The sequence below is a fragment of the Loigolactobacillus backii genome, from assembly GCF_001663675.1.
In the GTDB taxonomy this organism is placed as follows: domain Bacteria; phylum Bacillota; class Bacilli; order Lactobacillales; family Lactobacillaceae; genus Loigolactobacillus; species Loigolactobacillus backii.
The window spans coordinates 1,435,872-1,460,116 of record NZ_CP014873.1; the positions used below are offsets into that span (position 1 = coordinate 1,435,872).

At 40.3% G+C, this 24,245-nt stretch carries 37 protein-coding genes and 1 pseudogene; 36 read left to right on the forward strand and 2 right to left on the reverse strand.

The annotated features are described in order from the left end of the window. The first annotated feature begins 14 nt into the window (after positions 1-14). The 32 genes and pseudogenes from rplB (at position 15) to AYR53_RS06430 (ending at position 18,707) form a co-directional block, all read left to right on the forward strand. Positions 15-854: a 50S ribosomal protein L2 gene (gene rplB, locus AYR53_RS06280; RefSeq protein ID WP_068225475.1), complete on the forward strand. Its 840-nt coding sequence runs from the start codon at positions 15-17 to the stop codon at positions 852-854. 51 nt (positions 855-905) lie between these two features. Then, complete coding sequence (gene rpsS / locus AYR53_RS06285) at positions 906-1,187, forward strand: 30S ribosomal protein S19 (protein ID WP_068225474.1); 282 nt, start codon at positions 906-908, stop codon at positions 1,185-1,187. A gap of 18 nt (positions 1,188-1,205) precedes the next feature. After that, entirely contained in the window at positions 1,206-1,553 is a 348-nt protein-coding gene (gene rplV, locus AYR53_RS06290) for a 50S ribosomal protein L22 (protein WP_068225473.1), read from the forward strand. Positions 1,554-1,566: 13 nt separating this feature from the next. Next, positions 1,567-2,211: pseudogene (rpsC, locus tag AYR53_RS06295) on the forward strand (30S ribosomal protein S3); the annotation flags it as partial. 131 nt (positions 2,212-2,342) lie between these two features. Further along, entirely contained in the window at positions 2,343-2,777 is a 435-nt protein-coding gene (rplP, locus tag AYR53_RS06300; RefSeq protein ID WP_068281101.1) for a 50S ribosomal protein L16, read from the forward strand. Continuing rightward, a complete protein-coding gene (gene rpmC / locus AYR53_RS06305; protein ID WP_068225470.1) occupies positions 2,767-2,964 on the forward strand; it encodes a 50S ribosomal protein L29 in 198 nt (65 codons plus the stop codon). Before rplP ends, rpmC begins: the two co-directional genes overlap by 11 nt. A 39-nt stretch (positions 2,965-3,003) precedes the next feature. Continuing rightward, positions 3,004-3,279, forward strand: coding sequence for a 30S ribosomal protein S17 (gene rpsQ / locus AYR53_RS06310; RefSeq protein WP_075168919.1), 276 nt, complete (start codon positions 3,004-3,006; stop codon positions 3,277-3,279). A gap of 32 nt (positions 3,280-3,311) precedes the next feature. Then, positions 3,312-3,680, forward strand: a complete 369-nt coding sequence (gene rplN / locus AYR53_RS06315) for a 50S ribosomal protein L14 (protein WP_068225469.1) — start codon at positions 3,312-3,314, stop codon at positions 3,678-3,680. A gap of 32 nt (positions 3,681-3,712) precedes the next feature. Further along, positions 3,713-4,024: a 50S ribosomal protein L24 gene (rplX, locus tag AYR53_RS06320; protein ID WP_068225468.1), complete on the forward strand. Its 312-nt coding sequence runs from the start codon at positions 3,713-3,715 to the stop codon at positions 4,022-4,024. 27 nt (positions 4,025-4,051) lie between these two features. Next, positions 4,052-4,594 carry a 50S ribosomal protein L5 gene (rplE, locus tag AYR53_RS06325; protein ID WP_068225467.1) on the forward strand — a complete coding sequence of 181 codons (543 nt, stop codon included), beginning with the start codon at positions 4,052-4,054 and terminating at the stop codon, positions 4,592-4,594. A 14-nt stretch (positions 4,595-4,608) separates the two neighbouring features. Then, positions 4,609-4,794, forward strand: coding sequence for a type Z 30S ribosomal protein S14 (locus AYR53_RS06330; protein ID WP_010011761.1), 186 nt, complete (start codon positions 4,609-4,611; stop codon positions 4,792-4,794). Positions 4,795-4,823: 29 nt separating this feature from the next. Then, a complete protein-coding gene (gene rpsH / locus AYR53_RS06335; protein WP_068225466.1) occupies positions 4,824-5,222 on the forward strand; it encodes a 30S ribosomal protein S8 in 399 nt (132 codons plus the stop codon). 28 nt (positions 5,223-5,250) lie between these two features. Next, on the forward strand, positions 5,251-5,787 hold the full coding sequence (rplF, locus tag AYR53_RS06340) for a 50S ribosomal protein L6 (protein ID WP_068225465.1): 537 nt from the start codon (positions 5,251-5,253) through the stop codon (positions 5,785-5,787). Positions 5,788-5,822: 35 nt separating this feature from the next. After that, entirely contained in the window at positions 5,823-6,188 is a 366-nt protein-coding gene (gene rplR, locus AYR53_RS06345; RefSeq protein ID WP_068225464.1) for a 50S ribosomal protein L18, read from the forward strand. 21 nt (positions 6,189-6,209) lie between these two features. Then, a complete protein-coding gene (gene rpsE, locus AYR53_RS06350; RefSeq protein WP_068225463.1) occupies positions 6,210-6,716 on the forward strand; it encodes a 30S ribosomal protein S5 in 507 nt (168 codons plus the stop codon). Positions 6,717-6,730: 14 nt separating this feature from the next. Then, the gene (gene rpmD / locus AYR53_RS06355; protein ID WP_068225462.1) at positions 6,731-6,913 is read left to right on the forward strand and encodes a 50S ribosomal protein L30; all 183 of its coding nucleotides are present in this window, start codon (positions 6,731-6,733) and stop codon (positions 6,911-6,913) included. Positions 6,914-6,935: 22 nt separating this feature from the next. Next, the gene (gene rplO, locus AYR53_RS06360) at positions 6,936-7,370 is read left to right on the forward strand and encodes a 50S ribosomal protein L15 (RefSeq protein ID WP_068225461.1); all 435 of its coding nucleotides are present in this window, start codon (positions 6,936-6,938) and stop codon (positions 7,368-7,370) included. Next, positions 7,370-8,668, forward strand: a complete 1,299-nt coding sequence (secY, locus tag AYR53_RS06365) for a preprotein translocase subunit SecY (RefSeq protein ID WP_068225460.1) — start codon at positions 7,370-7,372, stop codon at positions 8,666-8,668. Before rplO ends, secY begins: the two co-directional genes overlap by 1 nt. A gap of 60 nt (positions 8,669-8,728) precedes the next feature. Next, a complete protein-coding gene (locus tag AYR53_RS06370) occupies positions 8,729-9,388 on the forward strand; it encodes an adenylate kinase (RefSeq protein WP_068225459.1) in 660 nt (219 codons plus the stop codon). A gap of 263 nt (positions 9,389-9,651) precedes the next feature. Beyond that, a complete protein-coding gene (gene infA, locus AYR53_RS06375) occupies positions 9,652-9,870 on the forward strand; it encodes a translation initiation factor IF-1 (RefSeq protein WP_068225458.1) in 219 nt (72 codons plus the stop codon). A 75-nt stretch (positions 9,871-9,945) separates the two neighbouring features. Next, positions 9,946-10,062 carry a 50S ribosomal protein L36 gene (rpmJ, locus tag AYR53_RS13290; protein WP_068225457.1) on the forward strand — a complete coding sequence of 39 codons (117 nt, stop codon included), beginning with the start codon at positions 9,946-9,948 and terminating at the stop codon, positions 10,060-10,062. A 33-nt stretch (positions 10,063-10,095) separates the two neighbouring features. Continuing rightward, the gene (gene rpsM / locus AYR53_RS06380) at positions 10,096-10,461 is read left to right on the forward strand and encodes a 30S ribosomal protein S13 (protein ID WP_068225456.1); all 366 of its coding nucleotides are present in this window, start codon (positions 10,096-10,098) and stop codon (positions 10,459-10,461) included. A 24-nt stretch (positions 10,462-10,485) separates the two neighbouring features. Next, positions 10,486-10,875, forward strand: a complete 390-nt coding sequence (gene rpsK, locus AYR53_RS06385; RefSeq protein WP_068225455.1) for a 30S ribosomal protein S11 — start codon at positions 10,486-10,488, stop codon at positions 10,873-10,875. An 87-nt stretch (positions 10,876-10,962) separates the two neighbouring features. Then, complete coding sequence (locus AYR53_RS06390; protein ID WP_068225454.1) at positions 10,963-11,901, forward strand: DNA-directed RNA polymerase subunit alpha; 939 nt, start codon at positions 10,963-10,965, stop codon at positions 11,899-11,901. Between the two features lie 43 nt (positions 11,902-11,944). Continuing rightward, positions 11,945-12,328, forward strand: a complete 384-nt coding sequence (gene rplQ, locus AYR53_RS06395; RefSeq protein ID WP_068225453.1) for a 50S ribosomal protein L17 — start codon at positions 11,945-11,947, stop codon at positions 12,326-12,328. Positions 12,329-12,859: 531 nt separating this feature from the next. Next, entirely contained in the window at positions 12,860-13,708 is an 849-nt protein-coding gene (locus tag AYR53_RS06400) for an energy-coupling factor ABC transporter ATP-binding protein (protein ID WP_068225452.1), read from the forward strand. Next, positions 13,684-14,562, forward strand: a complete 879-nt coding sequence (locus AYR53_RS06405; RefSeq protein WP_068226249.1) for an energy-coupling factor ABC transporter ATP-binding protein — start codon at positions 13,684-13,686, stop codon at positions 14,560-14,562. Before AYR53_RS06400 ends, AYR53_RS06405 begins: the two co-directional genes overlap by 25 nt. Continuing rightward, positions 14,552-15,346 carry an energy-coupling factor transporter transmembrane component T family protein gene (locus tag AYR53_RS06410; protein WP_068225451.1) on the forward strand — a complete coding sequence of 265 codons (795 nt, stop codon included), beginning with the start codon at positions 14,552-14,554 and terminating at the stop codon, positions 15,344-15,346. The genes AYR53_RS06405 and AYR53_RS06410 overlap by 11 nt, the downstream gene beginning before the upstream one ends. Positions 15,347-15,415: 69 nt before the next feature. Beyond that, positions 15,416-16,186 (forward strand): tRNA pseudouridine(38-40) synthase TruA, encoded by a 771-nt coding sequence (truA, locus tag AYR53_RS06415; protein WP_100071634.1) that lies wholly within the window; start codon positions 15,416-15,418, stop codon positions 16,184-16,186. Between the two features lie 231 nt (positions 16,187-16,417). Beyond that, the gene (locus AYR53_RS06420; RefSeq protein ID WP_068281099.1) at positions 16,418-17,185 is read left to right on the forward strand and encodes a YveK family protein; all 768 of its coding nucleotides are present in this window, start codon (positions 16,418-16,420) and stop codon (positions 17,183-17,185) included. 8 nt (positions 17,186-17,193) lie between these two features. Beyond that, the gene (locus AYR53_RS06425; RefSeq protein WP_068222928.1) at positions 17,194-17,940 is read left to right on the forward strand and encodes a CpsD/CapB family tyrosine-protein kinase; all 747 of its coding nucleotides are present in this window, start codon (positions 17,194-17,196) and stop codon (positions 17,938-17,940) included. Continuing rightward, on the forward strand, positions 17,937-18,707 hold the full coding sequence (locus AYR53_RS06430; RefSeq protein WP_178378352.1) for a tyrosine-protein phosphatase: 771 nt from the start codon (positions 17,937-17,939) through the stop codon (positions 18,705-18,707). The genes AYR53_RS06425 and AYR53_RS06430 overlap by 4 nt, the downstream gene beginning before the upstream one ends. Before the next feature lie 75 nt (positions 18,708-18,782). On the opposite strand, the gene AYR53_RS06435 is transcribed toward AYR53_RS06430, so the two are convergent. Next, positions 18,783-20,054: an ISL3 family transposase gene (locus AYR53_RS06435; RefSeq protein WP_068279055.1), complete on the reverse strand. Its 1,272-nt coding sequence runs from the start codon at positions 20,052-20,054 to the stop codon at positions 18,783-18,785. Between the two features lie 78 nt (positions 20,055-20,132). Beyond that, positions 20,133-20,837, reverse strand: a complete 705-nt coding sequence (locus AYR53_RS06440) for a DUF3862 domain-containing protein (protein WP_068281097.1) — start codon at positions 20,835-20,837, stop codon at positions 20,133-20,135. Between the two features lie 340 nt (positions 20,838-21,177). Between AYR53_RS06440 and rplM the strand changes: the two genes are divergently transcribed. The 4 genes from rplM to AYR53_RS06460 all read left to right on the forward strand — a co-directional run bounded on the left by rplM (position 21,178) and on the right by AYR53_RS06460 (position 24,076). Further along, a complete protein-coding gene (rplM, locus tag AYR53_RS06445; protein WP_068222934.1) occupies positions 21,178-21,621 on the forward strand; it encodes a 50S ribosomal protein L13 in 444 nt (147 codons plus the stop codon). A 14-nt stretch (positions 21,622-21,635) separates the two neighbouring features. Next, positions 21,636-22,031 carry a 30S ribosomal protein S9 gene (gene rpsI, locus AYR53_RS06450; protein ID WP_068222939.1) on the forward strand — a complete coding sequence of 132 codons (396 nt, stop codon included), beginning with the start codon at positions 21,636-21,638 and terminating at the stop codon, positions 22,029-22,031. 228 nt (positions 22,032-22,259) lie between these two features. Next, positions 22,260-22,475 (forward strand): hypothetical protein, encoded by a 216-nt coding sequence (locus tag AYR53_RS06455; RefSeq protein WP_068222941.1) that lies wholly within the window; start codon positions 22,260-22,262, stop codon positions 22,473-22,475. Between the two features lie 221 nt (positions 22,476-22,696). Then, positions 22,697-24,076, forward strand: a complete 1,380-nt coding sequence (locus AYR53_RS06460) for a class II fumarate hydratase (protein ID WP_068222947.1) — start codon at positions 22,697-22,699, stop codon at positions 24,074-24,076. Positions 24,077-24,245 lie beyond the last annotated feature (169 nt).

Below are 24,245 nucleotides of genomic sequence, written 5' to 3' on the forward strand. Positions count from 1 at the left end.
TAGGAGGGAAAAACGTGGGTATTAGAGTATACAAACCAACTACCAATGGTCGTCGTAATATGACTGGCTCCGATTTTGCCGAAATTACAAAGACAAAACCAGAAAAGTCATTGACGGAATACACCACAAAGACGGCTGGTCGTAACAATTACGGCCATATTACCGTTCGCCATCGTGCTGGCGGTCATAAACGTCAATATCGTCTGATTGATTTTAAACGTCAAAAAGATGATGTCCCAGCAATTGTTAAAGCAATTGAATATGATCCGAACCGTTCGGCTAATATCGCTTTACTACAATACGAAGATGGGGTTAAGGCTTACATCCTAGCACCAAAAGGACTAGAAGTTGGTACAAGGATTCAATCAGGTGTTGATGTTGATATCAAGCCCGGTAATTCTTTACCACTAACTAACATTCCAGTTGGTACTGTTATTCATAACATTGAATTAAAGCCAGGTCATGGCGGTCAGCTAGTTCGTTCTGCTGGCGCTTCAGCTCAGGTCTTAGGTAAAGAAGGCAAATACGCCTTGGTTCGCTTAGGTTCTGGTGAAGTTCGCATGATTCTCCTTGTTAACCGTGCAACAATTGGTTCTGTCGGTAATGAACAACATGAGTTGATCAATATCGGTAAGGCCGGTCGTAAACGTTGGATGGGTATTCGCCCAACTGTTCGTGGTTCTGTAATGAACCCTAACGACCATCCACATGGTGGTGGTGAAGGTAAAGCACCTATCGGCCATCCATCTCCAATGTCACCATGGGGTAAGAAAACCCTTGGTAAGAAAACGCGTAACGTTCGCAAGCAATCATCTAAATTCATTGTACGTGGACGTAAACGTGGTAAACATTAATTTTAAACTGAGCTATTTTAGAATAATTAATGCTGAAAAGGAGGTTTCATAATGAGTCGGAGCTTAAAAAAAGGACCATTCGCCGATGAACATTTATTGAAAAAAATTGCTGCGCAGGCAGACCAAGATAAAAAATCTGTTATTAAAACCTGGTCACGTCGTTCTACGATTTTCCCAAGTTTTATTGGTTATACAATCGCAGTTTATGACGGACGGAAACATGTCCCAGTTTTCATTCAAGAAGACATGGTCGGCCATAAACTAGGCGAATTTGCACCAACACGTACGTTCCACGGTCATTCAGGCGACGATCGCCGTACGGCTGCTAAATAAGCGAGAGGAGGATAAAATATGTCAGAACAAGTTACTGAAGCACGTGCAATTGCTAAAACTGTTCGGATCGCGCCTCGTAAAGCTCGCTTAGTGGTTGATTTGATCCGGGGTAAAAGTGTTGCTGATGCAATTGCGATTCTGAAGTTTACGCCTAGAGCTGCTTCACCAATCGTTACTAAAGTATTGAATTCAGCTATTGCCAATGCTGAAAACAACTTCGACTTAGATGCTGAAAACTTGGTTGTAGCACAGGCCTTTGTTGATGAAGGACCAACGTTAAAACGTTTCCGTCCTCGTGCCAAGGGTTCTGCTTCACCAATTAATAAACGAACAAGTCACGTCACCGTCGTTGTAGCTGAAAAATAAGGAGGGATAACGCGTGGGTCAAAAAATTAATCCACTTGGTTTACGAGTAGGTATTTCTCGTGACTGGGATGCAAAATGGTATGCCGAAAAAGATTACGGCACACTTTTAAATGAAGACTTAAAAGTACGTAGTTTCATCAGCAAGCGTTTAGCTGACGCCTCTGTCTCCCGAGTTGAGATTGAACGTGCAGCAAACCGCGTTAATATTTCAATTCATACTGGTAAACCTGGTATGGTAATTGGTAAAGGCGGTTCTGAAGTTGAAACTTTACGTAAACAATTAAATAATTTAACTGGTAAACGAGTTCACATCAACATTGTTGAAATTAAACAACCTGATTTGGATGCTCATCTTGTCGGCGAAAGTATTACACAACAGCTTGAAGGTCGTGTCGCTTTTCGCCGTGCTATGAAGCAAGCTATTCAACGCACAATGCGTGCTGGAGCTCATGGTATTAAGACAATGGTATCTGGTCGTTTAAACGGTGCTGATATTGCCCGTAAGGAAATGTATTCAGATGGAACTGTTCCATTGCATACACTACGTGCCGATATTGATTATTCATGGGATGAAGCTAAAACGACTTATGGTCAACTTGGCGTTAAAACATGGATTTATCGTGGCGACATTTTACCAGGCCAAACACATGGTGATTCTTTAAAAGATAATGCACCATCAGCAAATAACCGTGGCGGCAATCGTCGTAACAATAACCGTGGCGGCAACCGCAACAATAACGGTCGTAACAATAACAACCGTAATAATGGAGCGAAGGGAGGAAACTAAACATGTTAGTACCAAAACGTGTAAAATTCCGTCGTGAATTTCGTGGCCACATGCGTGGTGAAGCGAAAGGCGGTAAGACAGTTGCCTTTGGCGATTATGGTTTGAAGGCTCTTGATTCTTCATGGATCACGAACCGTCAGATCGAAGCAGCGCGTGTTGCAATGACACGTCACATGAAGCGTGGTGGGCGAGTATGGATTCGAATCTTCCCCCACAAATCATATACTGAAAAAGCTATTGGTGTCCGGATGGGTTCTGGAAAAGGTACGCCAGCTGGCTGGGTATCTCCAGTTAAACGTGAAAAAATCATGTTTGAAGTCGGCGGCGTTACTGAAGAAGTTGCACGTGAAGCACTACGGCTTGCTTCGAATAAATTACCAATTCGGACCAAGGTTGTAAAACGTGAGGAAGTAGGTGGCGAATCAAATGAAGGCTAAAGAAATTAAAGACTTAACCACTGCTGAAATGCTTGACCGCGAAAAAGAATACAAAGAAGAATTATTTAATCTTCGTTTCCAATTAGCTACTGGCCAGTTGGAAAATACAGCTCGTTTAAAACAAGTTCGCAAAAATATTGCTCGTATTAAGACAGTATTGCGCCAACAAGAATTAAACCAAGACTAGTCGCGATACAACCACTTTTGGAATAGGAGGTCAAACATTTTGAGCGAAAACAATGAAACACGTAACGCAAGAAAAGTCGTTCAGGGTCGTGTTGTTTCTGATAAAATGGATAAAACCATTACAGTAGCTGTCCAAACAGTTAAGCAACATGCAACTTACGGCAAGCGTATCCGTTATACTAAAAAGTATTACGCACATGATGAAAAGAATGAAGCGCAAACTGGTGACATCGTTCGAATTATGGAAACTCGTCCGTTGTCTGCTAAGAAGCGGTTCCGCTTAATTGAAATCGTTGAAAAAACGGTTATTTTATAAATCTGAATTATTAACGAAGGGAGGACCTTTCCGTGATCCAACAAGAAAGTCGTTTAAAAGTCGCTGATAATTCTGGTGCTCGTGAGATTTTAACCATCAAAATTTTAGGCGGTTCACGCGTAAAGACAGCGAATATCGGTGATATTATCGTTGCAACGGTTAAACAAGCAACACCAGGTGGCGTTGTCAAAAAAGGTGACGTCGTAAAGGCGGTCATTGTTAGAACTAAAACTGGTGCCCATCGCACTGACGGTTCATACATTAAATTTGACGAAAATGCAGCTGTTATTATTAACGCTGATAAGAGTCCACGAGGAACACGTATCTTTGGACCTGTTGCACGCGAATTACGTGACAGCAACTTCATGAAGATTGTTTCCTTAGCACCTGAAGTACTTTAATTAACAATCTTTATAAAGAAGGAGGCTATTCCATGTTCGTAAAGACAGGCGACAAAGTTCGTGTCATTAGTGGTAAGGATAAGGGCAAAGAAGGTTCCGTTACAAAGGCTTTCCCTAAAACTGACCAAGTAATCGTTGAAGGTGTACATGCAATCAAAAAGCATCAAAAACCAACGAACGATAACCCTCAAGGCGGCATTGTAGAACAAAATGCGCCAATTCACGTTTCAAACGTAATGTTACTTGATCCTGAAACCAACGAACCAACCAAAGTTGGCTACAAAGTTGAAGACGGTAAAAAAGTACGCGTTTCTAAAAAAACTGGCAAAGTTATCGATAAATAACTTTTGTTGAAAGGAGGAAAACAACTAATGGCTAATCGCTTAAAAGAAAGATATGTTAAAGAAATTACCCCTGCTATGATGGAAAAGTTCAATTACACTTCTGTTATGCAAACTCCTAAGGTTGACAAGATCGTGTTGAACATGGGTGTTGGTGATGCTGTTTCAAATGCTAAAAACTTGGACCATGCTGTTGAAGAATTAGCGTTGATTTCAGGCCAACAACCATTGATCACAAAAGCAAAGAAATCGATTGCCGGTTTCCGTTTGCGTGAAGGTATGTCAATCGGTGCTAAAGTAACGTTACGTGGTGAACGTATGTATGACTTCTTAGATAAGCTCATCAACGTATCCTTACCACGTGTTCGTGATTTCCATGGCGTCAGTAAAAAATCTTTTGACGGTCGTGGTAACTTTACATTAGGTGTCCGTGAACAATTGATTTTCCCAGAAATCGATTATGATAAAGTTGATAAAGTTCGTGGGTTAGATATCGTTATTGTGACAACAGCAAATAGCGATGAAGAATCACGTGAACTATTAACTCAAATCGGAATGCCATTTGCAAAATAAAGGAGGTAAATATCTTGGCTAAAAAATCAATGGTAGCAAAGCAACAACGTCCTGCTAAATTCTCATCACAAGCTTATACACGTTGTGAACGTTGTGGTCGTCCGCATTCTGTATATCGCAAATTCCATTTATGCCGGATCTGCCTTCGTGAATTAGCACATGCTGGTCAAATTCCTGGCTTGAAGAAAGCTAGCTGGTAAAAAAGTCTAACTCAAAGGAGGGTAATTTAATGGTCATGACTGATCCAATTGCAGACTATCTAACTCGTATTCGTAACGCCAACATGGTGCGTCACGAATCTCTAGAAGTTCCTGCTTCAAATATGCTTCGTAGTATTTCAGAAATTTTAAAACGCGAAGGTTTTATTCGTGATTTTGAATACATTGAAGACGACAAACAAGGTTTAATTCGTGTATTTTTAAAATATGGTAAAAACAATGAACGTGTTGTCACTGGTTTGAAACGTATTTCAAAACCAGGTTTACGTGCGTACGTTAAGGCTGATGCTGTACCGAAGGTTTTAAACGGCTTAGGTATTGCAATTCTTTCTACTGCTGAAGGTGTTCTCACCGATAAAGAGGCACGTGCAAAGAACGTTGGCGGCGAAGTACTAGCTTATATCTGGTAATTATTTTTTAAACAAGGAGGTGTAACACGTGAGTCGTATTGGTTATAAAGTCATTGAAGTTCCTGAAAAAGTAACCGTTACTCGTGAGGGTGAAACCGTTACTGTTAAAGGACCAAAAGGTGAATTAACACGCGAATTTAATCCATTAATTTCTATTACAATAGAAGGTAATAAGATTAGTTTTGAACGTGTTGATAACAGTAAAAAAGGCCGCGAATTACATGGTACAATGCGTGCCAATTTAGCAAACATGGTTGAAGGCGTAACTGATGGCTTCACTAAGAAGTTAAAATTAGTTGGTGTCGGGTACCGTGCACAACTACAAGGTAAAAAACTCGTTTTAAACGTTGGTTACTCTAACCCCGTTGAAATGGCAATTCCTGAAGGTTTAAGTTTAGAAGTACCTTCAAACACTGAAATTAACGTTTCTGGTATTTCTAAGCAAGATGTTGGTGAATTTGCTGCTGTAATCCGTAGCGTTCGCTCACCTGAACCTTATAAAGGTAAAGGAATTCGTTACGTCGATGAATATGTTCGTCGTAAAGAAGGTAAAACAGGTAAATAATGCAGCTTAAACAGCTGAAACAATAATTTTAAGAGGTGAACATTGTGATTTCGAAACCAGACAAAAATAAGACACGTCAAAAGCGTCATTTACGTGTTCGTGGTAAGATCTCTGGTACTGCTGAGCGCCCACGCTTGAATATTTATCGTTCTAATAAAAACATCTACGCGCAATTAATTGATGACGTAGCGGGTGTGACGCTAGCAAGTGCCTCGACATTAGATAAAGAAGTTAGCGAAGGAGCAAAAACCGAGCAGGCTACCGCCGTTGGTGCACTAGTTGCAAAGCGTGCTGTTGCTAAGGGCTTGAAAGATGTTGTCTTCGATCGTGGCGGCTATTTATATCATGGCCGTGTTCAGGCTTTGGCTGAAGCTGCACGCGAAAACGGACTAGATTTCTAGGAAAAGGAGGAAAACCCATTTATGACTACAACGTTTATTGATCCAAACAAATTGGATTTGGAAGATAATGTCGTTTCGATTAACCGTGTAACAAAAGTTGTTAAAGGGGGCCGTCGCCTTCGTTTCGCAGCAATCGTTATTGTTGGTGATCGTAATGGACATGTTGGCTTTGGTACTGGTAAAGCACAAGAAGTTCCTGAAGCTATTCGAAAAGCAGTTGAAGACGCAAAGAAGAACCTGATCGAAGTACCGATTGTTGGGACAACTGTTCCTCATGAAGTCATTGGTCGTTTTGGTGGTGGTCGTGTTTTGATCAAGCCTGCTATTGCTGGTTCTGGGGTTGCTGCTGGTGGCGCTGTCCGTGCTATCATGGAACTTGCCGGTGTTCAAGATGTTACAAGTAAGTTCTTAGGCTCTCACACACCAATTAATGTGGTCCGCGCTACTATTGAAGGTTTAAAGACGTTACGTCGTGCTGATAAAGTAGCAGAACTTCGTGGTATTCCAGTCGATCAATTAGAAAACTAGGAGGGGCGAAATTCATGGCACAATTAAAAATTACTTTAAAGCGCACTGTCGCACATCGTAAGCCAGCTCATCGCCGGATTGTTAAAGCTTTAGGACTTGGCCGTGTTGATAGCTCAGTTGTATTGCCTGATAACCCAGCAATTCGTGGACAAATCTTTAAGATTGCCTACTTGCTGGACGTTGAAGTAGCTAAATAAATTATAAGGAGGTGCGCACGCAATGGAATTGCATAATTTAAAACCAAGTGAAGGTTCACGTCAAATACGTAATCGTGTTGGCCGTGGTACTTCATCCGGTAACGGTAAAACTGCTGGCCGTGGCCAAAAAGGTCAAAAGGCTCGTAGTAAGGTACGTTTAGGCTTTGAAGGTGGCCAAATGCCTTTATTCCGTCGTATGCCAAAACGCGGCTTTACGAATATTAATCGTAAAGAATATGCACTGGTTAGTCTTGACGACTTAAATCGTTTTGACAACGGTACAGAAGTAACACCAGAATTATTAATTGAATCTGGCTTACTTAAGAAGCAAAAAGCTGGCGTTAAGCTATTGGCAAACGGCGAAGTCACTAAAAAATTAACAGTTAAAGTTAGCAAAGCATCGATGGCTGCTAAAAAAGCTGTCGAGGCCGCTGGCGGTAAAATTGAGGTGATTTAATGCTGTCGACCATCAAAAATGCTTGGCAAGTAAAAGATATTCGTAACCGAATAATTTTTACTTTAGGCATTTTGTTTATTTTCCGGCTTGGAACGGAAATAACGGTTCCCGGCGTTAATGCCAAGGCACTGACGTCGATTGCTTCGTCAGGATTAGTTAGCATGTTAAACATGTTTGGTGGTGGTGGTTTAACAAACTATTCCATCTTTTCAATGGGGGTTTCACCATTCATTACCGCACAGATTGTTATTCAGTTATTACAAATGGATATTGTGCCTAAATTTGTTGAGTGGAGCAAACAAGGGGAAGTTGGTCGACGTAAATTAAATCAAGTAACACGCTACTTAACTATTGTATTAGCGTTTGTTCAATCAATTGGGATTACGGCCGGTTTTAATGCGTTAAGTGGGCTTGGCTTAGTTAAACACCCAAATATCCAAACATACGTTATGATTGGGATCATCTTAACGGGTGGTACCATGTTAGTAACTTGGATGGGTGAACAAATAACTGATAAAGGTATTGGTAATGGTGTTTCTATGATCATCTTTGCTGGTATTGTTGCCCGAATTCCTACGGGGATTCAACAACTTTATCAAGAATGGTTTGGCACTAATCCTGATACTGCACAGTTCTGGTTATACGTGCTCTATTCGGTTTTGTTATTTGTTGCTATTTTAGCTGTTGTTATAGTTGTTACTTGGGTTCAGCAGGCCAATCGGAAGATTCCAATTCGCTATACGCGAAGAGTAACCGACGCCGGGGATCAAAGTTATTTACCACTTAAAGTCAATGTGGCTGGTGTTATCCCAGTTATTTTTGCAAGTTCGTTTATTGCAACGCCACAAACAATTCTTCAAGCTTTCCAGGGTACGCATTCTGAAGATACTTGGTTCCAAGTTATGACCCAAATTTTCAGTATGACAACTGTTCCTGGTTCCATTCTTTATACTTTGTTGATTATTGTTTTTACTTTTTTCTACGCTTTTGTTCAGGTCAATCCAGAAAAGGTTGCAGACAATTTGCAAAAGCAAGGTAGTTACATTCCTAGTGTTTGGCCGGGTAAGGAGACCCAGAAGTATATTTCTGGGACTTTGATGCGACTTAGCACGGTTGGTTCAGTCTTTCTTGGTGTTGTAGCTTTACTACCAATTTTGGCCGCCAATATTTGGAATTTACCAGAATCAATCGGTTTAGGCGGAACTAGTTTGTTGATTGTTGTTGGTGTTGCACTCGATTCGTCACGCCAAATTGAAGGATTGATGATGAAACGACATTATGTTGGTTTCATTCGTTAAAGAAAGTGTGTTGAAGTGTTCACTTTGACACTTTCTTTATAATCTTGAAAGGGGAAAATTATGAACCTCATTTTAATGGGACTGCCAGGTGCCGGTAAAGGGACTCAGGCAGAACGGATTATTGATACTTATCATATTCCACATATTTCCACAGGTGACATGTTCCGTGCAGCAATGAAAGATCAGACTGAACTTGGTCTTAAGGCAAAAAGTTTTATTGATAAGGGCGAACTTGTTCCTGATGAAGTAACAAATGGTATTGTGAAAGATCGTTTAGGAGAGGCCGACACAAAAGTTGGTTATTTACTAGATGGTTTTCCAAGACAAATTAGTCAAGCTGAAGCGTTAGAGGCGATTACGGCCGAGTTGAATAAACCATTAGATGGTGTTATTAACATCGATGTTGATCCAGCATCATTAATGGAACGTTTAACTGGACGCTTCATTTGTAAGACTTGTGGTGCAACTTACCATAAAGTTTATAATCCACCTAAGGTTGCAGGGACTTGTGATCGCTGTGGTGGACATGACTTTTTCCAACGTGATGACGATAAGCCAGCGACGGTAAAAAATCGTTTGGCAGTCAACGAGAAAATGAACACACCCTTGTTGGATTTTTATAGCAAGAAGAATTTACTTTTCAACGTTGATGGTAATCGGGACATCGATGAGGTTTTTCAGGATATTCGTAAAGTTCTTGATCCATTAGCCGGTAAATAAGTGTGACGAGTGATCTGCTAACTTGCGTCATAAGAGTCCTTTTGCTATAATGGGCAAGGTTATCTTTTCGAACTAGCCAAAGTCTAATTCGGACGTTGGCTTAATAAGAAAGGGTGAGTGCGCTAGCTCTCACCATTTTTATGTGTTGAATTGATGTGGTATAAAAGTCCTTAGCGCTTGCAATGAGCGCAATGGCTTTTGTCAATTGCGCAGCCTGTTTTCAGCAAGTTGCAACCCTAATATAACTAAGGAGGTACTTTTGCGTGGCGAAAGATGATGTGATTGAGGTTGAAGGAAAAGTTGTTGATACGTTGCCAAATGCGATGTTCAAAGTTGAACTCGAAAATAATGCAACAATCTTAGCAACGGTTTCTGGTAAGATCAGAATGCATTATATCCGGATCCTGCCGGGTGATCGGGTAACGGTTGAATTGTCACCGTATGATTTAACGCGTGGCCGCATTACCTATCGCTTTAAGTAGCATTAATGCAGGTACGAAATAAGTTACGGTTTGTCATATTGCTAATGTGTTCAGCTTTTATAGGAGGTAAAATTCATGAAAGTACGACCATCAGTACGACGGATGTGTGAACATTGCCGCGTTATTAAACGTAAGGGCCGTGTCATGATCATCTGCTCTGCTAATCCAAAGCATAAACAGCGTCAAGGTTAATATAAAAATCAATTTAATGGAGGTGTCATATTAATGGCTCGTATCGCAGGTGTTGATTTACCACGTGGTAAACGTATCGTAATCGCATTAACTTATATCTTTGGTATCGGTAATACGACTGCACAAAAAATCTTAGCTACTGCTGGCGTTTCTGAAGATGTTCGTGAAGAAGATCTTACACCAGACCAAGAAGATAAGATTCGTGCTGCTGTTGATAACGTTATGGTTGAAGGTGATCTTCGACGTAAGGTTAACTTAAATATCAAGCGGCTACAAGAGATCGGTTCATATCGTGGCATGCGTCATCGTCGTGGTTTACCAGTTCGTGGCCAAAACACGAAAAACAACGCACGTACTCGTAAGGGCAAAAAAGTATCAATTGCTGGTAGAAAGCAATAATTCGGTAAGGGAGGTTAGCAATTAATGGCAACTAGAAAAACAACACGTCGTCGCCGGGTAAAAAAGAATATTGAAGCCGGTGTCGCGCACATTCACTCTACTTTTAACAACACTTTAATTATGATCACTGACCCACAAGGCAATGCTCTTGCTTGGGCATCAGCTGGTTCATTAGGCTTTAAGGGTAGTCGTAAATCTACTCCATTTGCTGCACAAATGGCTGCAGAAAGTGCCGCAAAGGCATCAATGGAATATGGTATGAAGGCTGTCGAAGTCGCAGTTAAAGGTCCAGGCTCAGGTCGTGAAGCAGCTATTCGTTCTTTGCAAGCTACTGGTTTGGAAATTACTGCTATTCGTGACGTAACGCCAGTTCCTCATAATGGATCTCGTCCTCCGAAACGCCGTCGTGTTTAATGTGAGTACGCTTCATTTTGAGTTTAAAACTGAAACGTATTTCATATTTAAAAGACACTTCTCGTTTTGAAAGGGGTAAGAAGCTAAATGATCGAATTTGAGAAACCAAACATTACCAAAGTTGATGAAAGTACAAACTATGGTAAGTTTGTCATTGAACCGCTAGAACGTGGTTATGGGACGACTTTGGGTAATTCTTTACGGCGAATTCTATTGGCATCATTACCAGGTGCTGCCGTCACAAGTGTTCAAATTGATGGTGTTTTGCACGAATTCTCAACCATTGATGGTGTAACGGAAGATGTTACCCAGATTATTTTGAACGTAAAAAAGCTTGCTTTGAAGTTGGATTCAGATGATGATAAAACAGTCGAAATCGACGTCAAAGGTCCAGCAACAGTAACTGCTGGTGATATTGAAGCCGACAGTGATGTTGAAGTTTTGAACCCAGATCTTTATATTTGCACTGTCGCTAGTGGTGGACATTTCCACGCACGGATGACGGTTCGTAAAGGTCGTGGCTATGTCGCTGCTGAAGATAATAAGGTAGACGATATGCCGATTGGTGTTTTACCAATTGATTCGATTTATACCCCGATCAGTCGTGTTAATTATCAAGTTGAGAGTACCCGTGTTGGGCAACGCAATGATTATGATAAGTTAACATTGGATGTTTGGACGGATGGTTCTATCAATCCTCGAGAAGCCATTAGTTTGGCGGCTAAGATTTTAACCGAGCATTTGGATATCTTCGTTAATTTGACTGATGACGCTAAAAACGCTGAAATCATGGTCGAAAAAGAAGAAACGCATAAAGAGAAAATGCTTGAAATGACGATTGAAGAGTTAGATTTATCAGTACGTTCATACAATTGTTTGAAACGTGCCGGTATTAATACTGTTCAAGAGCTCACTAATAAAACTGAAGCCGATATGATGAAAGTTCGTAACTTAGGTCGTAAGTCACTTGAAGAAGTGAAAGCTAAGTTAGCTGATCTTGGTCTTTCTTTGCGTAAAGAGGACTAGTGACATTTAAGTAATATAACCAACCAAGGGAGGGAACCTGTTAATGAGTTACCGTAAATTAGGTCGCACAAGCTCACAACGTAAGGCCTTACTTCGCGATTTAACGTCTGATTTAATCATGAATGAAAAGATTACAACTACTGAAGCTCGTGCTAAGGAAGTTCGTAAAACAGCTGAAAAGATGATTACTTTAGGTAAAAAGGGTGATTTAGCTGCCCGTCGTCATGCTGCTGCTTTTGTTCGTGATGAGGTCGCTGATGTTCATGAAGAAGACGAAAACGTTGTTATTCAAACTGTCTTACAAAAATTATTTGCCGATATTGCCCCACGTTACACTGATCGTACTGGTGGTTATACCCGCATTTACAAGACAATGCCTCGTCGCGGCGATGGTGCACCAATGGTAGTTTTACAATTGGTAGACTAGTAGTTCTGCGAGACGAAGTTAAATCATAGTATGATTTAACTTAATTATGGAGGATCACTTCTGAATTGTTTTGACTAGAGTGTTATGATGTTGGTTAGTTGTTTTTCCAAGTCTAGCTCGATGGTCGGCCAGTACACGTAACCGTTTGGTGCTGTACCGGAACACAATTTGGAATGTGATTTTTTTGTGTTCAAAAAGGAGTTACGTTTAATCGTGTAGGATGACGGTTAAACGTAACTCCTTTTTTACTGAATAAATACTTAGACAACTTTTCGAAGTTAATTTATAATCCCGTTAAAAATTAGAACGTAAACGGCCTAAGTATGATATTATTGAAACATTAATATGCAAGGAGACTGTTTAATTTTTAATTGTATTTTCTTGTGAAATTCGGAAGTCAGAATAATGTTGGTTGACTTTATGGTTAAAACTTAGTCAAGGTATTTAATTAGTATTTTTTAAGATTGACCAATTGGCCTAATAGACAATTATTTTATTTAATGACTTCTTTAAATAAAGGTGAGTTTAAGATTGGCGAAAATTATTGACGTAACAAACTTAAATTACCGCTACCCGCAGCAAACGGAACATCCGGCGTTGAAAGATGTTAATTTTTCAGTTGATCAGGGTGAGTGGGTGGCTATTATTGGTCATAACGGTAGCGGAAAATCAACGCTTGCCAAATCAATTGATGGGCTATTACCGATTGGCGAAGGTGATTCTGGAACCATCAAAGTAGGTGGGATAACCTTAACTGAAGATAGTGTTTGGGATATCCGCAAAAAAATCGGAATGGTATTTCAAAACCCAGACAATCAATTCGTTGGCGCAACGGTTGAGGATGATGTGGCTTTTGGTTTAGAAAATCACGGAATGCCCCGTGAAGAGATGGTGACCCGGGTTCATGAGGCATTAAAACGTGTGCGCATGCTTGAATTTGCTAAACGGGAACCAGCACGTCTATCTGGTGGGCAGAAGCAACGAGTTGCCATCGCAGGTGTTATTGCCCAGCAGCCGGATATTATCATTTTGGACGAGGCAACGAGTATGTTGGACCCTGAAGGACGGGTTGAGGTTTTAGAAATTGTTCGAAAGTTAAAAGAAGAAGAAAACATGACCGTTTTATCGATTACTCACGATATTGATGAGACTGAAAATGCTAATCGAATTATTGTCCTGGATGATGGACAATTACAAGAATCAGGTACCCCGGAAAAAATTTTTGCTTACGGTAATCGGCTAATTGCAATGGGTCTTGATGTTCCTTACGCCGAGCGTTTACGAACGGCATTACGTAAGCGTGGTACTATCGTTCCTGCGCAATATTTAAATGAAGAAGGGATGGTTGATTGGTTATGGACATCACATTTAAAGATGTAGGCTACACCTATCAAGTTGGAACTCCCTTTGAGAGTCGTGCGTTACACGAGATTAATTTAACTTTACGCGATCATGCTTTTACGGCTATTATTGGCCATACAGGTAGTGGAAAATCAACGTTGGTGCAGCATCTCAACGCATTACTAAAACCAACTAGTGGGACTGTGACGATTGGCGACCGGGTCATTACTCCAGAAACCAATAACAAAAATTTAAAACCCATTCGGCAAAAAGTCGGGATGGTTTTTCAATTTCCTGAAAGTCAATTATTTGAAGAGACAGTAGCAAAAGACATTGCCTTTGGACCGATGAACTTTGGTGTTAGTGAAGAGGAATCGTTAAAGCGAGCTAAAGAGATGGTTCAGCTGGTTGGACTTAAAGATGCCGTTTTGGAACGTTCACCCTTTGATCTTTCTGGTGGTCAAATGCGCCGGGTGGCAATTGCCGGTGTTTTAGCAATGAAACCAGAAGTTTTAATTTTAGATGAGCCCACAGCCGGATTAGATCCAGAGGGTCGGCGGGACATAATGGGAATGGTTCAGCGGCTGCATCAAGAAAATCAATTAACGGTTATTTTAATTACCCATTTAATGGAAGATGTGGCAAATTATGCTGATCAAGTGGTCGTCATGGAAAATGGTGGCGTGGTTAAAGTCGGAACACCGCGCGAGGTTTTTAGTAACGTTCAATGGTTGCGGGATAAACAATTAGGTGTTCCCGAGACAGCTGCATTTGCGGACCAATTAATTAAAAAGGGTTTTCAGTTTAAGCAGATGCCATTAACCGAAACTGAGTTGGCCGACGAGTTGTTACCACAATTACCACAGGCCGGGAGGAACGATAATGTCGAATAAATTATTATTGGGACGTTTTATTCCGGGTGATTCAATAGTTCACCGATTAGATCCACGAGTTAAGTTGTTAATGAGTTTTTATTTTGTTGGGATTATCTTTCTTGCAGATAATTGGCAAACTTATCTTTTCTTGTTTCTTTTCACAATGGTTGCAATTTTATTAACGAAAATAAAGCTAGGTTTTTTTATTAAGGGCGTTCGGCCTTTGATTTGGCTGATTCTATTCACTGTTTTACTGCAAATGTTATTTTCAAGCGGTGGAACAGTCTACTGGTCCTGGGGGCCAATTGTCATTTCTAGTTACGGTGTTGTTAACGGGATTTATATTTTTATGCGTTTTGTGTTAATTATCTTTATGTCAACTTTATTAACTTTGACGACACCGCCACTATCTTTGGCCGATGCGATTGAGTCACTTTTGAAGCCACTAAAAGTCATTCACTTTCCCGTTTATGAAGTTGCCTTAATGCTGTCAATTGCGTTACGTTTTGTGCCAACTTTAATGGACGAAACGGAAAAAATTATGAATGCGCAACGTGCACGGGGAGTCGATTTTGGGGAAGGTAATATTTTCCAACAAATGCGAGCAATTGTACCATTGCTAATTCCTTTGTTTGTAAGCTCCTTTAACCGCGCCGAGGATCTAGCAACGGCAATGGAGGCCCGCGGCTATCAAGGTGGTGAGGGGCGGAGTAAGTACCGTGTTCTTTCGTGGCAACTTGCGGATAATTTAACGATACTTGCTTTTGCCTTAGTAACCGTTGTTTTAGTAATCTTACGTTGATGATAATTTGTGAGGTGGGATTTAGCGCCCATTCTCTTTTTTTATGAGAAGGGACGGATAAAATTAATGGTGGTACGTTATAAAGTTACGTTGGCGTATGATGGTACCCAATTCGCTGGTTTCCAGCTACAGCCTAATCAGCGCACAGTTCAAGGTGTTATCGAAAAAGCATTAATGATAATGGCAAAGTCTTCACGAATTCCAGTCAGTGGGTCTGGACGAACCGATTCCGGTGTCCACGCCCTGGGCCAGGTAATTCATTTTGACTTTCCATTTTTACTGCCCGCCGAAAAAATGTTAAAGGCGCTTAATAGTTTGTTACCTTTGGATGTTAAGGTTGTCGCTTGTGAAATAGCTGAATCTAATTTTCATGCACGCTATAATACGACTGGTAAAAAGTATCGCTACCGTGTTAACCTTGATTATTATACAAATCCTTTTACACGTTTTTACACGGGTCACTGGAAGTATAGTTTAGACGTTAAAAAAGTCCAAATTGCGGTTAAAGATTATATTGGAACCCATGACTTTACCAGTTTTGCGGCATCAGGGGGCAGTATTAAAAACAAGGTTCGAACCATTTATGCCTCAACGGTTCACTTTGACCAACCGAATAACGAGCTTATTTTTGAGTTCTATGGTGATGGCTTTTTGTACAATATGGTCCGAATTATGGTTGGTGTTTTGCTGGAGATCGGTAATGGGCGACGAGCATTACATGATATTCCTCGACTTTATGCAGTTAAGGATCGCAGACAGGCTCGGCTTACGGCAGCAGCGAGTGGGCTGTACCTCGAAAAAGTTTATTATGGTGATGGGCCTGCCGATCAAATTAAATGAGATTACGATTTTAATTTGATGATCTTTTTCTTGTAAATCTTGACAAGTAAGTGATAAGCGGTAAAATATGGAGGTTTAGTGCAATAATATAGTAGGCGTTTTATGGAGAATTTCTACTTATTTGGACAATATCTTGTAAATCTTTAATATAGATTTGGTATTTGCGCGCTCTTCGGATAAACTTTTAGTAGATAAAGTAAGCTATCGCAATGAAATTGATGGAGGTATTTCATGAACGAAACGTTGGATTTAGAACATATTTTAGGTATTTTACGGAAACACGTAAAGACTATTGTTTGGTCAACAGTCTTGGTCACCGCGTTGGCCTTTATAATTACTTTCTTTTTTTTGACGCCTAAGTATAGTGCTTCAACACAAATTTTGGTTAATCGTAAACAGACATCCGAGGCATTACAGGCCCAACAGGTTCAAACGGATGTCCAGATGATTAATACATATAAAGACATTATTGTTAGCCCTAGTATTTTAGGTGATGTTAGTTCACAACTACATAAGACCAGTAATTTTAAAGGTGACGTTAATCTGCTAACTAACGAGATTAGTATTTCTAGTCAACAGAACTCACAGGTATTTGCAATTGCCGTGAAGGATTCCGATCCGTATATGGCAACTAATATTGCCAATACGACGGCCAGTGTTTTTAAGCAAAAAATCAGTAAAATGATGAATGTTGATAACGTTTCAATCATTTCTAAGGCTAGACCGGATACGACTGCCGTTTCGCCTAAATTAAAACTCAATTTATTAATCGGGGTCGTTCTCGGATTATTATTAGGTATTGGGATTGCTTTCTTACGTGAGTTTACTGATACAACGGTTAAGGATGAGGAATTCTTAAGTGATACTGTTGGCCTGACTAATATGGGAATTATTAATAGCATACCAGAATCAGATTTGACAAAGAAAAATAATAACGTAGTCAATAAACGTTCTAGTAAAGTGGAAAATAGGCGAACCGTTAACGAGAGAAGGGTCTAATAAAAATTATGGCATTATTTCGACGTAAAGAGAAAAAATTAGAAGATAAGAGTATGAAGTATGGTGTTGACCTTTATACATTATCAAACCCAACTTCAACAATTGCGGAACAATTTAAAACGATCAGAACAAATATTCAATTTTCAATGATCGACCGTAAGTTAGAAACCCTTTTAGTAACATCAGCAGGACCATCAGAAGGTAAATCAACTGTTAGTAGTAATTTAGCAGTTACGTGGGCCGGGCAAGGCAAAAACGTATTATTAGTTGATGCCGATCTGAGAAGGCCGACAGTTCACCAGACGTTCCAGGTCAGTAATTCACAAGGTTTAACTACCCTGTTAACTAATCCAAAGTTAAATCTGGATCAGGCAATTACTGAAACCGCAATTGATCATTTGTACGTGTTACCAAGTGGACCAATTCCGCCTAATCCGGCTGAACTCTTAGCAACTGAACGGATGAATCATTTAATTGAGGCTTTAAAAGAACATTTTGATTTAGTACTGTTTGACGTACCGCCAGTAATTTCTGTCACTGATACTCAGATTCTTGCCAGTAAGGTTGATGGTACAATTTTGGTGACGCCACAAGGAATAGTTGAAAAGGCTGCAATTTTAAAAGCAAAAGAGTTATTAGATAAAGTTCACGCAAGAATCTTAGGGACGGTTATGAATCGAGTGACACCGCAGAATTCCGGTGGCTACTATGGTGGTTATTATGGTGGCTATTACGGAACAGATGATAAGAAATGATCGATTTACATTGTCATATCTTACCAGGTGTTGATGATGGTTCAAAAACGATGGCCCAATCCTTGGCTATGGCCCAAGTTGCCGTTGAAAACGGGATTACACATATTTTAGTAACACCGCACCATATGGATAGCGACTACACTAACCACAAGCAAAAAGTCATTAAACATACGGTTCAATTTCAACAAGCAATTGATCAAGCAAAAATCCCGTTAAAAGTCTTTCCTGGACAAGAGGTTCACTTAACCGGAGATCTCTTGGCCGCCTTGGATCAGGATGACATTCTTTTCGCAGATACTGGCAATCGGTACCTAATGTTAGAATTTCCCCACCAAGAGGTTCCCGCATACGCGCAACGGATGATTTTTGATTTACAAGCAAGGAATATTATTCCAGTTATTGTGCATCCTGAACGAAACCAAGGTATTCAGGCTGATCCAACAATTTTGTATGATTTAGTTGCTAGTGGCTGCTTAACGCAGCTGACTGCCAGTAGCTATCTTGGTGTGTTTGGGGATGAAATCATGAAGTTCATGCAGCAGATTATTGATGCGGGTCTGGGCTTTGTTTTTGCTTCCGATGCGCATAACCTAAAAGGACGCAATTTTAGAATGAAGCGTGCCTTTGACAAGCTTCGTAAGGAAAATGGGCAAGAACTCGTTGATACGTTCCAAAACAATGCTAAGGCTATTATAAATGGTGATCTAATTGTGCCAACTGGCTTTACCCAAGTTGCTAAAAAGAAAAAACGTTTTTGGCTTTTTTAAGTAAGCTAATGGTCTTGAATTAGTTTTATGGCTCTTCGTCAACTGTTGTTGGTGAATCCATATTTCGAGTTCTAATCACTTCGTGATTAGGGCTCTTTTTGTTTTGATTTTGAAAACGTATAGTACTCGAGTTCTAAACCTCCAGAAGCTGCGATAGCCAAAACTGGCTCGTTTGATCGCCTTGATTTTATTATTAGAACCTTCCAAAGGACCATTTGAATAGTGTGTGGTAAAGGTGTTACGAATCTCATCATGATGGCTTTCAAGTGTTTTAATCGTGTTCTTCATTTCTTCAGAATACGTTTTGTTATTCCAAAATGCCGCATTGTAGTTATGCCAATCTTGATGTTGGACAGCTGACCGGACGCTGTTTAAGACTTGATAAGTTTGTTCTAGTTCTGAATCCAACGATAACAGCTGATGGACAACATCGGTGGCAGCCATCCAGTAAGGAAAATTAGTCCACTTTTTGAATTGTTCAAAGTTAAGCTGTTCAGTTGGTACTAACAACAGCTTCCAGTAGCGCTTAAGGGCGTGAAATTCGCGAGAAGACGGGGTAAACTTCTTCATCACCTTGATTCTGGTTTTGTTAAACGCCCGATTTAGGGCGTTGATAATATGAAACTTGTCCATGACCACCATGGCATTGGGGAACACGGTCTGCACAAGCTTGGGGTAGGTATAATTCATATCAGTCACAATAATTTTGACGTTTTCTCGGGCAGCTTGATCGAAGCGGTAAAAATACTTCTCTAGTTTATTGATGGTTCGATAAGGGAGTAAGTCGATTAATTCATGGGTTTCGCCATTCATGAACTCAAAGCTCATGGCACCAGTAGCGCTCTTGGTACTCTTCACCTCATCCATTAAGATGATCTCTGGTAAATAGTGCCAATTGGTTTGAAAGTCTCGTTCAGCGCGCATTAACTGGCGGCCCACAAATGAATCTGATGCCGATACTTCATTGGCAATGTGCTTCAAAGAGACCGGTTCACCGAGCTTCTCTAGGCATTCTTTGCGGCTGGTGTTTGAAATTGTACAGTGTTTCGGAACTGCCAATGTTTGTGCAAGAAAGTTGCCGTGACATTCTTTACAGTGGAAATAGCGGCGCTTTAAGGCTAAGATGACGGTGTTGCTCAGAACCTTCGAGAATCTGATAGTGGTATTGCGCCAGCCGTAGTTAATAATCTTTTGATCATTGATAATCCCGCACTTGGGACAAGCCTTCGGCGTGTAATCCAAGTGGCCAGTTAAGCGAATAACCCCGTCTTCTCCAGTTTCACCGTCAGTAATTTTTAGGTTCTCGTCAGCTATTCCTAATAATAATTTTGTAGTATCATGACACATAGGGCATTTCCTTCTTTCTGAAAAATCTTCGTGGTGGTTGACTTGGATGAACGGACAGGAAATGTCCGCTTTTTTATTCTAGCCATAAATAAAAAATCTGTCATCAGTAATAGATGAAAATCTATTACCAACAACAGATATTGTAGAACCTAAATGGCTTCCAGAGATACGCTGCTCTAGGTAGCTATCAGGCTTACCATAAGTTGCAATTGTATCTTTATAAGTGGTTGCTTGAGCCGTTAAAGTATCGTAATCAGCCACAGTAATACTTTTTGCGCGTGATTTGGCTTGGTAATTAGTTAAATCCTTACTATAAACGTGATTTTTAACTAAATTAAACTTTACTTTTGCCTTACTGGTACTACCAGTGACATTTGTCCAAGTGACTTCCTTGGTCTTAACTCCTTGAACAGTAGCCGATTTAGTTTTATTCGGTTGGCCGAATTGCTGCGTAAGCGTTTGGTAGCTAGTGCCGTTCACAGCGTTCTTAGTTAAGTCACCAAGCTTAATCTTACCAATTGCCGTGTAGGTTAGCGGCGTTGTCTGTGCCGACTGCTTATTAGTTGTGGAGGTGTTGGTAGTAGTCTGCTCAAAACGAACCTTACTATTGTGCAGTTGCTCAGCAAGTGCATTCTTTTTCCAGATAGCACCAAGACCAATAATAACTAAAATAATAATGACAATGATAATTGCTAGTAAACGTCGGAACCATCTGTGTTTGTAAAATGGGCGGTGTGGCCGATGATGTGTAATGTGGTTCGTATGTTTCGTATGATCTGCCATGTTACTTAACTCCTTTAATCATTTATGTATTTGAGGTGAAGACTGAGTAATTACGCTAGAACGTGAACCCAAAACCGACTTTTGTTCCACTCCCTTAACACTATCTATTTTAAACAAGAATTGCGAGCAGCGAAAGGCTTTTATGCACTTTTCACAAAAATATTGGTAGATTTTCATTTTTACTATTTTAAGTTGAAGGTTACTAACAAATTTTATCCATTTTAGAATTGACATTCTTAAAGAAAATAGTTATGATTGTAGCTGGTATTGTTTGCCCCACAATAAGCCCCGGAAACTTATTAGGTGTTCAAACAGACACAGAAAAATGGAGGAAATACACGTGCGATCAACTTATTTAGCAAAACCCAGCGAAGTAGAACATAACTGGTACGTTGTCGATGCTACGGATATTCCGTTAGGTCGACTTTCAGCAGCTGTGGCTTCTATCCTTCGCGGTAAAAACAAACCCACATTCACAACTAACGTTGATACAGGTGACAATGTCATCATTGTAAACGCAGAAAAAATTCGCTTGACTGGTCGAAAAGCAGACCGAAAGATTTATTATCATCATACCCTTCATCCAGGTGGTTTGAAGCAGGTTACTGCTGGTCATTTGCGCGAAACAAACCCAACTCGTTTATTGGAAATCTCAATTAAAGGGATGTTACCAAAGAACACATTGGGTCGTACGCAATTCTTGAAATTGCACGTTTACGCAGGTCCTGAGCATAAAAATGCTGCACAACAACCAAAAGCTTTGGATATTTCAAAGTTAATTTAAGGGAGGGAAATTAATTGGCAGAAACAGTTCAATATATTGGTACTGGTCGGCGTAAAGATTCTGTAGCGCGTGTACGCTTAGTCCCTGGTACTGGCAAAATTACAATCAACGGTAAAGACCAAACAGATTATATTCCATTTGCAAATGTACGCCAAGATATGATTCAACCATTTGGCATAACTGAAACAAATGATAGCTATGATGTTTACGTTAACGTAAATGGCGGCGGTTTTTCTGGTCAAGCTGGTGCAATTCGGCATGGTATTGCCCGTGCACTTCTTAATGTTGACCCTGACTTCCGTGGTCCTTTAAAACGTGCAGGTCTCTTAACTCGTGACCCACGTATGAAAGAACGTAAGAAGCCAGGCTTGAAGAAAGCTCGTAAAGCTTCACAGTTCTCAAAACGTTAATATTTTATCAGATCAACGTTTTAAAAGCATTCATCAATTTATTTGGTGGGTGTTTTTTTGTTTACAGTAGAAAGTTACCATTTTATAGCCGCAGAGCCGTACTTGCAATAAATGAAAAATGTTTTCTCAGAACTATTGCGGTCCAAAAATAAAAGTGCTAGAATCTTCTCATGTCGAAAAATAAATGGTTTCTGAACAAAAAGAAACTATAAATTGGGAGGGTCCGAAGTGTTCTTTAGTAAAGCGCAGGATTATGCAGTGGAGTGTCGGTATCAAAGGGCTGGGCAGGTAATTTCTGAACAGCGTATCTGTCATAATACAACAAAAAAAGAAGCTAGGGCCCAAACTTTTAATCAACTATGTGTTAATGGTCGTTACCGACACGTTGCAGTTGATGATTTGATTGCTATTAAGGTAAAAGCAATTGCAAGTAAAGTAAACTAAGTTAATTTTGAAATTGATAAACAGTCGGTGATTGCTGACTGTTTTTTTATATGCTCAAGTAGCAGTTGAAACCAGGTTAGGGGAAATAATGATTGCGTAAAAGGAAATCAAGTCCTTTTCTTAATTAATAATCGTGGAATTTGCTTTAAAAAGAAGTTGGCGTTCGTTAAGATAGAAATATTGAAAGTCGCTTATAATAAGGTAAAAAAAGGAGAGTTCTAATGGTTGATTATCGAATTGAAGAAGATACGATTGGTCCGGTTAAAATTCCAGTAACAGCATTGTGGGGGCCACAAACCGAGCGTAGTCGGCACAATTTTACAACTGGACCCAAGATGCCACTTACTATTATTCGTGCCTTGCTACAGATTAAACGGGCGGCGGCAATGGCCAATGGCGAGCTAGCACAACTACCAGTGGCCAAGGGGCACTTAATTGCCCTGGCGATTAATCAGTTGCTAGACCTCGATGATGCTGAATTGCAACGGGATTTTCCGTTATCAGTTTATCAAACTGGTTCCGGAACCCAAACTAATATGAACGTTAATGAAGTTGTTGCTCACGTTGCTGCTAAGCTAAATTCAGAGTTGAAAATTTTAGCGAATGATGATGTTAATCATGGGCAAAGTTCTAATGATGTTTTCCCGACGGCGATGAATATTACTGCAAGTATTGCGGTGAACGCTTTAGAGAAAACGGTGACTCATTTAATTACTGAATTGAAGCAAAAGCAAGATAAATATTGGCAAGTCGTTAAGATTGGGCGTACCCACCTACAGGATGCCACACCGATCACTTTTGGCCAGGAAATTAGTGGTTGGGTCAGTATGTTAGAACACGATCAGACCTTTTTAAAACAGTTAAAACCAACGCTTTATGAGCTGGCCATTGGTGGTACGGCCGTGGGCACAGGTTTAAATGCTGCACCGGGCTTTGCGGATAAAGTTGCCGAAAAACTTAGCCAAGTATATAAGCTACCTTTTACGGCCAAAACCAACAAATTTTATGGTCTAGCCGCACATTCGGGCCTAAACGTGGTCCATGGCGCTTTAAAAACGTTGGCTAGTGATTTACTCAAGATTGCCAATGACGTTCGCTTCTTGGCCAGTGGACCTCGTGCAGGCTATGGTGAGCTAACAATTCCGGCCAATGAACCTGGGTCGTCAATTATGCCAGGTAAGGTAAACCCAACTCAAGCCGAGGCGCTCACAATGGCGGCAACGCGAGTTTTAGGCAATGACGTTACAATTGGGCTTGCCGCCAGTCAAGGTAATTTTGAAATGAACGTTTACAAGCCAGTTTTAATTAGTACGTTTTTGGAATCGACTGATTTACTGCAGGGTACCATCCAAGGCTTTACGGATAAATTAATTACGGGTTTAGAAATTAGGCCAACGCGGATGGCAGAGCTAGTTGATCGGTCGTTAATGACCGTTACAGCGTTATCACCACATATTGGTTACCATGCTAGTGCCAAGATTGCCCAGGCAGCAGAGAAGGCGGGAACAAGCTTAGAGGAAGCAGCACTAAAATCTGGGTTGGTTACTCAACAAGAATTTAATGCGTGGGTTGATCCTTTAGCAATGACGAATTTAAAATAGGCTAATTTGCTTGTTGAAAGTTTATAAAAAATAGTTTACCGGAGGAAGTGTGACAAAGAGCCTAGCCGCTTATTCTTTCCGATCATTGCTTTAGAACGTGCGTCAAAAGTTTGAATTTAAACTCAAAACCGATTTTTGCTCCACTCTCAAAATACGTTAAATGAATAAA

Excerpts from the sequence above, each read along its gene's own strand:
- rpsS (WP_068225474.1), top strand. The coding sequence starts at position 906 with ATGAGTCGGAGCTTAAAAAAAGGACCATTCGCCGATGAACATTTATTG.
- rplV (WP_068225473.1), top strand. The coding sequence starts at position 1,206 with ATGTCAGAACAAGTTACTGAAGCACGTGCAATTGCTAAAACTGTTCGG.
- rplP (WP_068281101.1), top strand. The coding sequence starts at position 2,343 with ATGTTAGTACCAAAACGTGTAAAATTCCGTCGTGAATTTCGTGGCCAC.
- rpmC (WP_068225470.1), top strand. The coding sequence starts at position 2,767 with ATGAAGGCTAAAGAAATTAAAGACTTAACCACTGCTGAAATGCTTGAC.
- rplX (WP_068225468.1), top strand. The coding sequence starts at position 3,713 with ATGTTCGTAAAGACAGGCGACAAAGTTCGTGTCATTAGTGGTAAGGAT.
- rplE (WP_068225467.1), top strand. The coding sequence starts at position 4,052 with ATGGCTAATCGCTTAAAAGAAAGATATGTTAAAGAAATTACCCCTGCT.
- rpsH (WP_068225466.1), top strand. The coding sequence starts at position 4,824 with ATGGTCATGACTGATCCAATTGCAGACTATCTAACTCGTATTCGTAAC.
- rpsE (WP_068225463.1), top strand. The coding sequence starts at position 6,210 with ATGACTACAACGTTTATTGATCCAAACAAATTGGATTTGGAAGATAAT.
- rpmD (WP_068225462.1), top strand. The coding sequence starts at position 6,731 with ATGGCACAATTAAAAATTACTTTAAAGCGCACTGTCGCACATCGTAAG.
- rplO (WP_068225461.1), top strand. The coding sequence starts at position 6,936 with ATGGAATTGCATAATTTAAAACCAAGTGAAGGTTCACGTCAAATACGT.
- secY (WP_068225460.1), top strand. The coding sequence starts at position 7,370 with ATGCTGTCGACCATCAAAAATGCTTGGCAAGTAAAAGATATTCGTAAC.
- AYR53_RS06370 (WP_068225459.1), top strand. The coding sequence starts at position 8,729 with ATGAACCTCATTTTAATGGGACTGCCAGGTGCCGGTAAAGGGACTCAG.
- rpmJ (WP_068225457.1), top strand. The coding sequence starts at position 9,946 with ATGAAAGTACGACCATCAGTACGACGGATGTGTGAACATTGCCGCGTT.
- rpsM (WP_068225456.1), top strand. The coding sequence starts at position 10,096 with ATGGCTCGTATCGCAGGTGTTGATTTACCACGTGGTAAACGTATCGTA.
- rpsK (WP_068225455.1), top strand. The coding sequence starts at position 10,486 with ATGGCAACTAGAAAAACAACACGTCGTCGCCGGGTAAAAAAGAATATT.
- AYR53_RS06390 (WP_068225454.1), top strand. The coding sequence starts at position 10,963 with ATGATCGAATTTGAGAAACCAAACATTACCAAAGTTGATGAAAGTACA.
- rplQ (WP_068225453.1), top strand. The coding sequence starts at position 11,945 with ATGAGTTACCGTAAATTAGGTCGCACAAGCTCACAACGTAAGGCCTTA.
- AYR53_RS06405 (WP_068226249.1), top strand. The coding sequence starts at position 13,684 with ATGGACATCACATTTAAAGATGTAGGCTACACCTATCAAGTTGGAACT.
- AYR53_RS06410 (WP_068225451.1), top strand. The coding sequence starts at position 14,552 with ATGTCGAATAAATTATTATTGGGACGTTTTATTCCGGGTGATTCAATA.
- AYR53_RS06420 (WP_068281099.1), top strand. The coding sequence starts at position 16,418 with ATGAACGAAACGTTGGATTTAGAACATATTTTAGGTATTTTACGGAAA.
- AYR53_RS06425 (WP_068222928.1), top strand. The coding sequence starts at position 17,194 with ATGGCATTATTTCGACGTAAAGAGAAAAAATTAGAAGATAAGAGTATG.
- AYR53_RS06430 (WP_178378352.1), top strand. The coding sequence starts at position 17,937 with ATGATCGATTTACATTGTCATATCTTACCAGGTGTTGATGATGGTTCA.
- AYR53_RS06435 (WP_068279055.1), bottom strand. The coding sequence starts at position 20,054 with ATGTGTCATGATACTACAAAATTATTATTAGGAATAGCTGACGAGAAC.
- AYR53_RS06440 (WP_068281097.1), bottom strand. The coding sequence starts at position 20,837 with ATGGCAGATCATACGAAACATACGAACCACATTACACATCATCGGCCA.
- AYR53_RS06460 (WP_068222947.1), top strand. The coding sequence starts at position 22,697 with ATGGTTGATTATCGAATTGAAGAAGATACGATTGGTCCGGTTAAAATT.